This window comes from Streptomyces sp. NPDC025651 (genome assembly GCF_055558735.1).
This window is the reverse complement of sequence record NZ_JBVHLZ010000027.1, coordinates 1-14678: the sequence shown is the minus strand read 5'-3', so window position 1 is coordinate 14678 and position 14678 is coordinate 1. Positions and strand designations below refer to the sequence as shown.

Annotated in this window: 3 protein-coding genes; all 3 read left to right on the top strand. The window is 74.6% G+C overall.

Annotation, left to right across the window (positions count from 1 at the left end; all coding sequences use genetic code 11):
• Window positions 1-14: 14 nt before the first annotated feature.
• Window positions 15-4700 carry an amino acid adenylation domain-containing protein gene (locus ACZ4D5_RS43360; RefSeq protein ID WP_467778062.1) on the top strand — a complete coding sequence of 1562 codons (4686 nt, stop codon included), beginning with the start codon at window positions 15-17 and terminating at the stop codon, window positions 4698-4700.
• Window positions 4701-4783: 83 nt separating this feature from the next.
• Entirely contained in the window at window positions 4784-5782 is a 999-nt protein-coding gene (locus tag ACZ4D5_RS43355; protein WP_467778061.1) for a phytanoyl-CoA dioxygenase family protein, read from the top strand.
• 79 nt (window positions 5783-5861) lie between these two features.
• Window positions 5862-14678 (top strand): non-ribosomal peptide synthetase (locus tag ACZ4D5_RS43350; RefSeq protein WP_467778060.1); only part of this gene is annotated, 8817 nt, incomplete at its 3' end.

Sequence of the window (14678 nt, the reverse complement as noted above, 5' to 3'; positions counted from 1 at the left end):
GGGTGGAGTCGGGTGTGGTGGGTGGGCGTGGGGGTGTGGTGGTGCGGGAGCGGCCGGGTGTGGTGCCGTTGTCGTACGCCCAACGACGCCTGTGGTTCATCGACCGGCTCGAAGGCCCCAGCGCCACCTACAACATTCCGCTCGTCCTGCGTCTCACGGGCGAGATCGACCGCCCCGCCCTGCGCGCGGCCCTCGCCGACCTCGTCACCCGTCACGAGAGCCTGCGCACCGTCTACCCCGAAGTGGACGGCGTGCCCCAGCAGTTGATCCTCGACCCGGTCGAAGGGGCCCCGGAACTGGAGGAGTCGGACGTCGCCCCCCAGGCGCTGCGGACAGCCGTCGAGGAGACCGTCTCGCACGGCTTCGACCTGGCCGCCCGGCCGCCGCTGCGCGCCAGGCTCCTGACCACCGGCACGGACACCGCCGCACTGGTCCTGGTCATGCACCACATCACCGGCGACGGCTGGTCGCACACCCCCATGCTGCGCGACCTGTCCACCGCCTACGCGGCGCGCCGGGCGGGCGAGGCCCCGCAGTGGCAGCCCCTGCCGGTCCAGTACGCCGACTACACCCTCTGGCAGCGCGAACTGCTCGGCGACGAGAGCGACCCCGACAGCGAACTCAACCGCCAACTCGACTACTGGCGCCAGGCGTTGGCCGACCTTCCCGAAGGCCTGGAGTACCGCACCGACCGGCCGCGTCCCGAGATGGCCACCCACCGGGGCGCCAGCGTCCCGCTCGCCCTGGGCCCCACGGAGCACGCCGCCGTCGTCGCACTGGCCAGGGCGAGCGGAGTCAGCGTCTTCATGGTGCTCCAGGCGGCCCTCGCCGCGCTGCTGACCCGCATGGGCGCCGGTACCGACATCCCGCTCGGCGCCCCGACCGCGGGCCGCACCGACAGCGCGCTCGACGAGCTCGTCGGCTTCTTCGTCAACACCCTGGTGCTGCGCACCGACACCTCGGGCGATCCGACCTTCGGTGAACTCCTGGCCCGCGTACGGGAGTCGGACCTCGCCGCCTACGCCCACCAGGACGTCCCCTTCGACCGGCTCGTCGAAGAACTCAACCCGGCACGCTCACTGGCCCGCCACCCCCTCTTCCAGATCATGCTGATCCTGCACAACACGGGGGAGCCCGACATCGACCTGCCCGGACTGCGGGCCCGGGTCGAGGGGGCGGAGGCCTCCGTCGCCAGGTTCGACATGTCGTTCAGCCTGCGGGAGCGGTACGGGGACGACGGCGCGGCCCAGGGGATCCAGGGCCAGATACGGTACGCCGCCGACCTGTTCGACCCGTCCACGGCGGCCGGCGTCGCGGCCCGCTTCCAGCGGCTGCTCACCGCCGCGGCCCACGACCCCGAACTCACCGTCGGCGCACTCCCGGTCCTGTCCGACGAGGAGGAGCACGAGCTGCTGGTGGCCCGCAACGCCACCGCGCACGCCTTCCCCGACGGCTCCCTGCCCGACCTCTTCCGCGACCAGGCGTCCCGCACCCCGCGGGCCGTCGCCTTCGAGGACGGCGCGACCACACTCACGTACCAGGAGCTGGACGAGCGCTCCGACCGCCTCGGCGCCGCACTCGCGGCCCACGGCGTGGGCACGGAGGACCGGGTGGCGCTGCTGCTCGGCAGCCGGGCCGAGCACGTCGTCGCGGTCCTCGCCGTGGCCAAGGCCGGCGGGGTGTACGTCCCGCTGGACCGCCGCAGCCCGCGGGCCAGGCTGCGGCACATCCTGGACAGCGCCCGCGTCGTGGCCGTCGTCGCGGACCGCACGACCCTCGCGGACGTCCCGGACGGTCCGGCCGCGATCGTGCGGGCCGACGAACCGGCGACGGCCCCGGCCCGCGGGCCCGGCCCCGCCGCCCCCGTCCACCCCGTCCACCCCGACCAACTCGCCTACGTCATCCACACGTCGGGCTCCACGGGCGTGCCCAAGGGCGTCGCCGTCTCCCACCGCAGCGTCGTCGACATGGTCCACTACCGCTGGTGGGGGCACGGCGCCGACGACCGCGTGCTGATGCACCTGCCCGTCTCCTTCGACGCCTCGACGTACGAACTGTGGGGGCCGCTGCTGCGCGGCGCGCGGATCGTCGCCTTCGACGGCGAGGCCACGGACATCGAGGGGCTCGCCCGCACGATGACCGAACACCGGGTGACGGCCGGCCTCTTCGGCGAGGGTCTCTTCCGGCTCCTCGCGGAGAACCGCCCGGAGTGCTTCGCGGGGCTGCGCGACATCTACGTGGGCGGCGACGCCGTCTCGGCGACCGCCGTGCGCAAGGTCCTCGCACACGCCGCAACGGCCCGGCTGACCAACACCTACGGCCCCACCGAGTGCACGCAGTGCGCCGTGCACCACGCCCTGACGGCCGAGGACGTGGCGCGCGGCTCCGTGCCGATCGGGCGGCCCCTCGACAACACCCGTGTCTACGTGCTCGACGACCGGCTGCGGCCGGTGCCGCCCGGGGTCACCGGCGAGCTCCACATCGCGGGCACCGGACTGGCCCGCGGCTACGCGGCGCAGCCCGGACTCACCGCCGAACGCTTCGTCGCCGACCCGTTCGGCCCGCCGGGCAGCCGCATGTACCGCACCGGCGACCGCGTCTGGTGGCGCGGCGACGGCGTCCTGGAGTTCGCGGGCCGGACCGACACCCAGGTCAAGATCCGCGGTTTCCGCATCGAGCCGGGCGAGGTCGAGTCGGCCGTCGCCGCCTGCCCCGGCGTCTCCCAGGCCGTGGTCGTCGCCCACGAGGCGCGACCGGGGGACAGGCGCCTGGTCGCGTACGCCGTGGCCGAGCCCGACGCCTTCGACGAGGCCGCGCTCGACCGGCAGGTCACCGCCGCCCTCCCCGACTACATGGTCCCCGCCGCCTTCGTCCGCCTGGACGCCCTGCCGCTCAGCCGCAACGGAAAGCTCGACAAGTCCGCCCTGCCCGCACCGGAGTTCAAGGCCGGCGCGGGGCGGGCACCGGCCGACGAGCGTGAGCGCGTCCTGTGCGGCCTCGTCGCGGAACTGCTCGGGCTGACCGAGGTCGGCGCCGACGACAACTTCTTCGCGGTCGGCGGCGACAGCATCGTCTCGATCCAGCTGGTGGCACGGGCCCGCCAGGCGGGACTCGTCATCACGCCGCGCGACGTCTTCCAGTACCAGACCGTGGCCGCCCTGGCGGCCGCCGCGCGGGACGCCGGTGCCGAGCCGACGCCGCGGGACGACGGCGTCGGCACGCTCCCCGAAACGCCGATCATGGCGTGGCTGCGCGAACGCGGCGGCCCGTACGCCGGGTTCAACCAGTCGCTGCTCCTGCGCGTGCCGCCCGCCCCGGAGCGCGCGGACCTGATCCGCGCCGTCCAGGCGGTCCTGGACCGGCACGACATGCTGCGCGCGGTCCTGACCCGCTCGGACGACGGGCGGTGGACGCTTCAGGCCCGGCCCGCCGGAGCGGTGCGTGCCGAGGACTGCGTACGCCGCGTCGCGCTGCCCCCCGCCGGCGAAGAAGCCGACCGGGCACGAGTCATCGCCGAACACGGCGAGGCGGCACGGCGCGAACTCGACCCGGACAGCGGCGCGATGACGCGCCTGGTCTGGTTCGACGCGGGCCCAGGCCGCGAGGGCCGGCTGCTGTGGATCGCCCACCACCTGGTCGTCGACGGAGTGTCGTGGCGTGTGCTCGCCCCGGACCTGATGTCGGTCTGGCACGACCGCGCCGAGGGCCCCGCGGCCGGGCTCGCGCCCGTGGGCACGTCCTTCCGCGGCTGGTCGCACCGGCTCACCGCACAGGCGCTCACCCCGCGGGTGCGGAGCGAGACGCCCTTCTGGAAGGCCGTGGGCGCCACCGTCGATCCGCCGCTCGGCGACCGGCCGTTCGACCCCGTCAAGGACACCGTCGGGAGCACCCGCCGGGTCACCGCCGAACTGCCCGCCGAGGACACGGCGCCGCTGCTCACGACGGTCCCCGAGGTGCTGCGCGCCGCCGTGGACGAGGTCCTGCTGAGCGGCTTCGCGCTGGCGCTCGGCCGGTGGCGGGCCGACGGCGGATCCGCCGCGCAGGCGCAGGGGCGGGCCCGGCACACCGCGGCCCTCGTCGACCTGGAGGGCCACGGCCGTGACGAGGCGGACGGGGAAGCGGACCTGAGCCGCACCGTCGGCTGGTTCACCACCCTGCACCCCGTCGCGGTCGACCCCGGAGTCGTCTGGCGCGAGGGCGACGCGGTCGCCGCGGGGGAGGGGCTGCGCGCCGTCAAGGAGCAGCTGCGCGCGGTGCCCCGCAACGGCCTCGGCCACGGCCAACTGCGGTATCTCGACCCGGAGTCGGCGGACGCGCTCGCCGGGGCGGCGACGCCGCAGATCGGCTTCAACTACCTGGGCCGGGTACGCGTCGACGCCGGCGCCGAGCGCTGGGGCGGCGCGCCCGAGGACGTCAGGATCGCCCCCGCCGACCCGGACATGCCCTGCGCCCACGCGCTGGAGATCAGCGCGATCACCCATGACACCGCGTCAGGACCGCGCCTGCGGGCGACGCTCACCTGGCCCGAAGGCCTCCTCGACGAGGGACGCGTCAAGGCCCTCGCCGACCTCTGGTTCGCCGCCCTCGCATCCCTGGTCCGACACGCGGCGGACCCCGCGGCAGGCGGCCACACCCCCTCCGATCTGACCTTGGTGGACCTCACCCAGGACGAGATCGACGCGTTGGAAGCGGAGCTGTGAGCGGCGCTCCGCCCCGCTCCCGGCTCCGCGCTCCCTGAAGACCTGACCGGTCGACCCGCTCGACCACGACGAAGGGACTGTACGTGTCCGCACCGACCTCACCCGTCCTCGCACCCCGCGAGGCGCTGGCCCGCGACGGCTTCGTGGGCCCGTTCCCGCGCTTCGCCGACCTGGACACGATCGGCGAAATCGCCGCGTTCTACCAGGACATGCTCGACCACCCGCCCGTGCATCCCCTCTACGACAGGTACTCGGTACGCGACTGGCACCTGGTCAACGACAAGGTGCGCGAGCTGCTCACCGCGCCGGAGCTCCTCGCCAACCTGCAGGCGGCCACCGGCGCCGAGTCGATGATCCTGTGGCGCACCAAGCTCTTCGAGAAGTACCCCGGGGACGGGGCGATCGACTGGCACCAGGAGTACGGGTACTTCGACGGCGAGGAGGTCGGCGGCCACCGCCCGGCCCTCTTCCCCTTCGGCTCGCCGGGCGAGTGGGACTGGACGCTCTGGCTCGCGCTCACCGACGTCTCCGAGGACGACGGCGTGATGGAGTACGTCAAGGGCTCGCAGCGCAGCGCCTACCCCAAGCGCATGGTCAAGCTCACGGAATCCGGCGCCTTCGTCGACCCGCGCAACCGGATCACGAGCAAGGAGGAGCTGCTGGCCCGCGCCGCCGACAACAGCCTCGTCCTCGACATCGACACCCGCAGGGTCTACGCGAACGTCGACCCTCGACAGCACTCGCTCGACGAGCTGTTCGACATGCTCACCGCGCACGTCGACCAGCTGCAGGCCGTCGTCACCGAGCCCTTCGAGCTGAAGCCCGGCGACACCCAGACCATGCCGATGAAGGCCGGCGAGTACGTCGTCTTCAGCGAGCGCTGCATGCACCGCTCCCGTGCCTCGCTGCCCGGCGCCAAGATGCGCCTGGCCGTCAACGCCCGCTACACCCTCGGCGACACCTGGGTGTACCCGCAGCGCGTCACGGGCGACACCTTCGACGGCTCGAACCTGGACATCAGCGGGCACCGCTGCGTCCGCCTCTTCGGCGACCGCTTCAACCCCGCGAACACCTACCTCTGATCCCGGCCCCGGCCGGACCACGGGCGCGCGCGCCCGACCACGACGTACGCCGAGTGCGACGCTGCCTGGAGGACGACAAGTGACCCGAAAGACACGTGCCGGCGACGCCCGGCCCGCACTCGATGACGTACTGCCCCTGACCTCCCTGCAGGAAGGCCTGCTCTTCCACTCCCTGTACGACGACGAGCGGGCGGACGTGTACACCGTCCAGCTCGCCGTGGGCCTGGCAGGCCCCCTGGACGCCGGGCGGCTGCGCGACGCGGCCCGCGCGCTGCTGCGCCGCCACCCCAACCTCCGGGCGGGGTTCCGCGTCACCGCCTCCGGCAAGACGGTCCAGTACATCCGTGCCGACGCCGAACTGCCGTGGCGCGAGGCGGACATGACCCACCTTCCCGCCGACCGGCGCGCGGCCGCGCTCGACGCACTGCGCGAACAGGAGCGCGCCACCCGCTTCGACCTCGACCGGCCGCCACTGATCCGCTTCGTGCTCGTCCACGAGGGTCCACAGCTGCACCGTCTTGTCGTCACCAACCACCACATCCTGATGGACGGCTGGTCGGGACCACTGCTGCTGCGTGACCTCATGGCGCTGTACGAGCACAGGGGCGACACCGCGCGGCTGCCGGCCGTCACCCCTTTCCGTACCTTCCTCGGCTGGCTGGCGGAGCAGGACGCCGAGAGCGGGTCGCGCGCCTGGCGCGCGGCCCTGGACGGGCTCCAGGAGCCGACGCTCCTCGCCCCCCGGGGCGAGACGGCGCCCCCGGTGCCGCCCGAGCAGCTCACCGTGGAGCTGCCCGACCGGCTCGGCACGGCCCTCCAACGCCGGGCGGCCGACCACGGGGTGACCCTGAACACCGTGGTCCAGGCCGCCTGGGCGCTGCTGCTCGGCCGGCTCACCGGGCGCGACGACGTGGTGTTCGGGGCCACGGTCTCCCTCCGGCCGCCGGAGATCCCCGGCGTACAGGGCATGGTGGGCCTGTTCATCAACACCGTGCCCGTCCGGATCGGGCTGCGGCCGGCCGAGACCTTCGCCGACCTCCTCACCCGGGTGCAGCGCGAACAGGCCCTGCTGATGGAGCACCAGCACATCGGGCTCGGCGACATCCAGCGGACGGCCGGCCTCGGCGACCTCTTCGACACCACCGTGGTGACCGAGAACTTCCTGGTGGAACGCGAGTCGCTGGAGCGCTCCGTGGCCGGAGTGCGGCTGGTCTCCGCCGACGGGCACGACGCCACGCACTACACCCTCGGGCTGATCGCCGCCCGCTCCGGCGACCGCCTCGAACTGCGCCTGGAACACCGCCCGGACGTCTACCCGCGCGCCGCGGCGGAGGCTCTCCTGCGGCGCCTGACCCTGCTGCTCGAAGCGCTCGCCCACACCCCCGACCTGCCATCGGGCCGTGTCGACGTGCTCAGCGACGACGAACGCCGCGTCCTGGTCGCGGAGTTGAACGAGACCGCCTTCCCGCTGCCCGGCGAGGGCCTGCTCGACATCTTCCGGCGCCAGGCCGCGCGGACCCCCACGGCCACGGCCGTCGTGCACGACGGCGAGAGCACCGACTACGCCGCGCTCAACGCCCGCGCCAACCGGCTCGCCCGGCACCTGACCGGCCTCGGCATCGGCGCCGAGGACGTCGTCGCCCTCGCCCTGCCCCGCTCCACAGGCGCCGTCGTCGCCCTGCTCGCCGTGCTCAAGGCGGGTGCCGCGTACCTGCCGGTGGACCTCGACGACCCGGCCGACCGCGTCGCGGGACTCCTCGCCGACGCCCGCCCCGCCCTGCTGCTCACCGAGGCGGAACCGCTGCGGCACCTGCCCGCCACCGACATCCCCGTCACTCTCCTCGACGCCCCGGACACGGCGGACGCCCTGGCCCGGTGCGCGGCCACGGACCCCGGACCGGCGGACCTCGCCCGTCCCGTGGGGCCGGACCACGCCGCCTACGTGCACTACACCTCGGGCTCCACCGGCGCGCCCAAGGGCGTCGTCGTGCCGCGCGGCGCCCTCGTCAACCTCTTCCTCAGCCACCGGGAACACGTCTTCGCGCCCGCCGCGGCCGACGTGGGACGGGTCCGGCTGCGGGTCGCCCACACCGCCGGACTCTCCTCCGACGCGCTGTGGCCGCCCCTGCTGTGGATGATCGCGGGACACGAGCTGCACCTGGTCCCCGACGACGTGCGGCGCGACGCGCAGGCCCTGTGCGCCTACGTCGCCGAACACCGTGCCGACGTCGTCGACGTCACCCCCACCTACGCCCAACTCCTGCTCTCCCAGGGCCTCCTGGAGTCCGGCGTACGGGGCGTCATGGTCGGCGGCGAGCAGGTCGGCGAGGGCCTGTGGCACGACCTGCGGGCCGCGGGCGTCGTGGGCAGGAACTTCTACGGGCCCACCGAGACGACCGTCGACTCCCTCGTCGCCTCGCTCCAGGACGACGAACGGCCCGTCATCGGACGCCCCATCGGCAACACCCGGGTGTACGTCCTCGACGGCGGACTCCGGCCGGTGCCGCCGGGCACCGCCGGTGAGCTGTACATCGCCGGGGCCGGCCTCGCCCGCGGATATCTGGGCCGCGCGGCGCAGACCGCCGGGCGGTTCGTCGCGGACCCGCACGGCGGCCCCGGCGAGCGCATGTACCGGACCGGGGACCTGGTGCGCCAGCGCGCCGACGGCGTGGTGGAGTACCTCGGACGCGCCGACGACCAGGTCAAGATCCGCGGCTTCCGCGTCGAACTGGGCGAGGTCGAGGAGACGCTGCGGGAACTGGGCGATCTGGCCCAGGTCGCGGTCGCCGTCCACGAGGTGCCCCCGGGCGACCGCCGCCTCGTCGGCTACGCCGTGCCCCGCCCCGGCGCCGTGCTCGACCCCGACGCGCTGCGCAGGGCCGCGGCCGACGCGCTGCCCGCCCACATGGTTCCGGCCGCCGTCATGGCCCTGGACGCCCTCCCGCAGCTCGCCACGGGCAAGGTGGACCGCAAGGCCCTGCCCGCGCCGGAGCTGACCGGCAGCCGTGACGCCCGCGGCCCGCGCGACCCGCGCGAGGAAGTGCTGTGCGGTCTGTTCGCCGAGGTCCTCGGCGTGGCGCGGGTCGGCGTCGACGAGGGCTTCTTCGACCTGGGCGGGCACTCGCTGACCGCGACCCGCCTGGTGAGCAGGGTCCGGGCGACGCTCGGCACCGAACTGCCGGTCCGCGCGCTCTTCGAGGCGCCGACCGTGGCCGCGCTCGCCGAGCGCCTCGCGCACGCCGACGAGCGGCCCGCCCAGCCCGTGCGGCCGATGCCGCGGCCCGACGTCGTGCCGCTGTCGTCGGCGCAGCGCCGCATGTGGTTCCTCGACCGGCTCGGCGGCCAGGCGTCCGCGTACAACATCCCGGTGGCCGTGCGGCTGCGCGGGGAGCTGGACCGGGGCGCGCTGCATGCCGCGCTCGCCGACGTGGTGGGCCGGCACGAGGCCCTGCGGACGCTCTTCCGGGAGACCGGCGGCGAGCCGCACCAGGTGGTCCTCGACGCCGCCGACGCCGTCCCCACGCTCGACGTGGTCGAGACGGACGAGTCCGGCCTCGCCCGCGAGATGTCCGCGTGTATCGGCCGGGGCTTCGACCTGGCCGCCGAACTCCCCCTGCGCGCCCGCCTCATCGCCCTCGCGCCGCACGAGCACGTCCTGGTCCTGGTCACGCACCACATCGTCAGCGACGGCTGGTCGTCGGCGCCGCTCGCCGGGGACCTCGGCACCGCCTACACCGCGCGGTGCGAGGGGCACGCCCCCACGTGGCGCCCCCTGCCCGTCCAGTACGCCGACTACACGCTCTGGCACCACCGCCACCTGGGCACCGAGGACGACGCGGACAGCCGGATCAGCCGCCAGCTCGCCCACTGGACCGAGACCCTGCGGGACCTGCCGGACAGCCTGGACCTGCCCTTCGACCGGCCCCGGCGCACGGGCGAGGGGACACCGGGCCGCACCGTGCGCTTCACGCTCGACGCGGACCTCCACGGCCGCATGGCCGCCCTGGCACGGGCCCGCGGCGCGACCGTCTTCATGACGCTCCAGGCCGGGCTGGCCGCACTCCTGTCCCGTCTCGGCGCGGGGGACGACATCCCGATCGGCGCCCCGATCGCCGGGCGCACCGACGAGGCGACCGAGGGCCTCGTCGGCCTGTTCCTCAACACCCTCGTCCTGCGGACGGACACCAGCGGCGACCCGACCTTCCGGGAGTTGATGGACCGGGTCCGCGCCGTCGACCTGGCCGCCTACGCCCACCAGGACCTGCCGCTCGAACGGCTCGTGGAGGTCCTCAACCCCGCCCGCGTCCCGGGCCGCAACCCGCTCTTCCAGGTGTCGCTCACCCTGGACAACGCCCCTGAGGCGCGCCTGGCGCTGCCCGGCCTCGACGTGGCGCCCGAGCCGTTGCCCGGCGCCGCGGTCAAGCTCGACCTGCTGTTCAACCTCCGTGAGCGGCGCGGCGCCGACGGCAGCCCCGCCGGCATCGAAGGCATCGCGCAGTACAACGCGGACCTGTTCGACCACGCCACCGTGGAAACCCTCATGGAGCGTCTGGAGCGGCTGCTGCGCTCCGCCGTGACCCGGCCGGGACGCCCCCTGAGCGCCCTCGACCTGCTCGACGCCGACGAGCGCACCCGGCTCCTCGCCGAGTGGGGCACGGGGGAGGGCGGTCACCACCCCGACGCCGCCCCCTCCGCGCCGCTGCCCGCCCTCTTCGAGCGGCAGGTGCGGCGGACACCGGACGCGCCCGCGGTCACGGACGGTGCCACCGAACTCTCGTACGCGGAGCTGAACGACCGGGCCAACAGGCTGGCCCGGCTCCTGATCGACCAGGGTGCGGGCCCCGAGCGGCTGGTGGCGGTCGTGCTGCCGCGCGGCGCCGACCTGGTCGTCACCCTGCTCGCGGTGCTCAAGTCCGGTGCCGGCTACCTCCCTGTGGAACCGGACCTGCCCGCCGAGCGCGTCGCCGCCATGCTGGCCGACGCCCGGCCCGTCCAGGTGGTCACCCGCGGCGATGTCGCCGCGGCGCTCCCGGCCGACGCGATCCGCCTCGACGCGCCGGGGACCCGGGCCGCGCTGGCCGCGCACCCGGCCCACGACCCGGACGACAGCGACCGGACGGCGCCGCTCACCCCGCGCCACCCGGCCTACGTCATCTACACCTCGGGAACCACGGGCCGCCCCAAGGGCGTGGTGATCGAGCACCGCTCCCTGTGCGCGTACCTCGACTGGGCCGCCGCCCGCCATCCGGGCACGCGCGGTGTGACGGCGGTGCACTCGCCCGTCTCCTTCGACCTGACGGTCACGGCGCTCTACACCCCCCTGGTGTCCGGCGGCCGCGTGCGCGTCGTCGATCTCTTCGGCGCGTCCGGTCCCGGGCCCGAGGCCGAGCCCGAGCCCGGCTTCGCCACCTTCATGAAGATCACGCCGAGCCATCTCCCGCTGCTGTCCGCCCTCGACGACGGCTTCTCTCCCTCGGCGGAACTCGTCGTCGGCGGCGAGGCGCTGACCGGCCGTGACCTCGCGGAGTGGCGCCGCCGCCACCCCGGGGTCACCGTCGTCAACGCCTACGGCCCCACCGAGTCCACCGTCAACTGCACCGAGTTCACGGTGGCGCCCGGCGCCGCCCTGCCCGACGGCGACGTCCCCATCGGCCGACCGCGGGGCACCTGCCGGGTCCTGGTCCTCGACGACGCGCTGCAGCCCGTGCCCGCGGGAACCGTGGGACAGCTGTACCTCGCGGGACCGCAGCTCGCGCGCGGCTACCTGGGGCGGCCCGCGCTGACCGCCGAGCGCTTCGTCGCCGACCCCTTCGGCGCCCCGGGCGAGCGCGTGTACCGCACCGGAGACCTGGCGCGCTGGCGCGCCGACGGCAACCTGGAGTTCGCCGGCCGGGCGGACGGCCAGGTCAAGATCCGCGGGTTCCGCGTCGAACCGGGCGAGATCGAGGCCGCGCTCGCGGCGCACCCCACGGTCGGCCGGGCCGTGGTGACGGTCCGCGAGGACCGCCCCGGGGACAGGCGTCTGGTGGCCTACTGCGTGCCCGCAGGGACGGAGGAGGCCGGGCACGAGGCGCCCGACCCGGCCGCGCTGCGCCGTTTCGTCGCCGGACGCCTGCCGGAGTACATGGTTCCCGCGGCGATCGTGATCCTCGCCGAGCTGCCGCTGACCGCCAACCGCAAACTGGACCGGGCCGCCCTGCCCGCACCGCGCCACGGCGCCGCGGCGCGGGCCCAGGGACAGCGCACCCCGCACGAGGACATCCTGCGCGGCCTGTTCGCGGAGGTGCTCGACACCGACGAGGTCGGCACCGACGACGACTTCTTCGCGCTCGGCGGCCACTCGCTCCTCGCGATCCGCCTCCTGAGCCGGATCCGCAAGGCCTTCTCCGTGCAGCTCGGCATCCGCACCCTCTTCGAGACGCCCACCCCCGCGGGCCTCGCCGAGGTGGTGCGCGGCTCCGGCTCAGGGCCGCGCCCGGCGCTCGCCCCCGCCGACCGCCCCGACCCGCTCCCGCTGTCGTACGCCCAGCGCCGCCAGTGGTTCATCAACCGCCTCGACCCGGACAGCCCGCTCTACAACCTGCCGATCACGCTGTGGCTGCGCGGCCCCCTCGACCGGGCGGCCCTGGAGGCGGCGCTCGCGGATGTGGTGGCCCGCCACGAGAGCCTGCGCACCGTCTTCCCCGAGCGGGACGGCGAACCGGGCCAGCGCGTCCTCGACCCCGCCTCCGTGACCGGCACGCTGTCGCGCACCGTCACGGTGACCGAGGCCGAACTCGCCGAAGCCGTCGCGCAGGCCGCCGGCGAGGGCTTCGACCTGACGGCGCACCCACCGCTGCGCGCGACGCTCCTCGAACTGGGCGCGCGCGACCACGTGCTCGTCCTGGTCCTGCACCACATCGCGGGCGACGCGATGTCGATGCGCCCGCTCGGCGCGGACCTGGCCGCCGCCTACGCGGCACGCCGGGACGGCGAGGCCCCGCGCTGGGAGCCGCTGCCGGTCCAGTACGCCGACTACACCCTCTGGCAGCGCGACATCCTCGGGGACGAGAGCGACCAGAACAGCGAGTTGAACCGTCAACTCGCCTACTGGACACGGCAGCTGGCGGACCTCCCCGAGGAGCTCGCGCTCCCCGCCGACCGGCCGCGCCCCGCCACGGGCCCGCAGCGGGGAGAGCGGATCCGCTTCTCCTGCGACGCCGCCCTGCACCGGCGGCTCCTCGGACTGGCCCGCGCCACCGGCACCAGCCTGTTCATGGTCGTCCAGGCGGCGTTCGCGGCCGTGCTCGGCAAGACCGGCGCCGGTGACGACATCCCGATCGGCACCCCCATCGCCGGCCGGTCCGACGAGGCCCTGGACGACCTGGTCGGCTTCTTCCTCAACACCCTGGTGCTGCGCACCGACACCTCGGGCGATCCGACCTTCCGTGAACTCCTCGCCCGCGTCAGGGAGACCGACCTCGCCGCGTACGACCATCAGGAGCTGCCCTTCGAGCGGCTGGTGGAGGAGCTGAACCCGCCCCGCTCCCTCGCCCGTCACCCCCTCTTCCAGGTGTCCCTGACCGTGCAGAGCGGCGATGGCGCGCGGCTGACGCTGCCGGGCCTCGCGGTCGAGGCCGTGTCCGGCGAGACGCTGTGGGCGCGCTTCGACCTCTCCCTCGCCCTCGGCGAACTGCGGGACGCCGACGGGGCGCCCGGCGGGCTCGACGGCGTCGCCGAGTACTCCGCCGAGCTCTTCGACGCCTCCACGGTCGACTCGCTGGTGCGGCGCCTCGAACGGGTGCTCGTCGCGGTGACGGACGACCCCGGCGTGCGGCTGGGCGCGCTCGACGTCCTCGACCCGGCCGAGCGGCACGACCTCCTGGTCACCCGCAACGACACCGCCCACCCGGTGCCGGACGCCCCGGTGCACCGCCTCGTCGAGGACCAGGCGCGCAGGACCCCGACGGCACCTGCCGTGACGGACGGTCAGGTCCTGCTCACGTACGCCGAGTTGGAGGAACGGGCGAACGCCGTGGCGCGCCTGCTCGCCGAGCGGGGCGCGGGGCCGGAGGCAGTGGTGGCGCTCGCCGTGCCGCGGTCCGTGGACGCGGTCGTGGCGATGCTGGCGGTGGCCAAGACCGGTGCGGCGTTCCTGCCGGTGGACGTGGACTTCCCCGCGGACCGTGTGCGGCACGTCCTTGAGGGCGCCGCCCCTGTCCTGGTGCTCGCGACGCGGGAGACGGCGGCGAAGCTGCCCGCCGGTCCTGCCGTCCCCACGGCCCTGATCGAGGACGCGCGGCCGGCCCCCGAGTGGACGGCCGCGGCGCGGGCCCTGCCCGGGAACATCGCGTACATCCTCTACACCTCGGGCTCCACCGGGCGTCCCAAGGGCGTCGCGATCCCGCACGCCGCGCTCTGCAACTTCCTCGCCTCCATGGGGGAGTTGGTGCCGCTCACGCCGCACGACCGCTGGCTCGCCGTGACGACGTTCGGCTTCGACATCAGCCTCCTGGAGGTCTTCCTGCCGCTGGTCTCGGGCGCCACCGTGGTGGTCGCGGGGCACGACGTGGTCCGTGACCCCGCGGAGCTGGCCCGCCGGCTGCGCGCCGACGGCGCCACGGTGATGCAGGCGACGCCGAGCCTGTGGCGGACCCTGCTCGACGCGGCCCCGGACGCCGTCGACGGGCTGCGCGTCCTGGTCGGCGGCGAGGCCCTGGACGGCGCCCTCGCGGAGCGCCTCACGGAACGGGCCCTGTCCGTACGGAACATGTACGGCCCGACGGAGACCACCATCTGGTCGACCTCCGCTCCCGTGGTGCCCGGTGGTTCTGTGGTGGTGGGTGGTCCGGTGTGGAATACGCGGGTTTATGTGTTGGATGGGGGTTTGGGGTTGGTGCCGTTTGGTGTGGTGGGT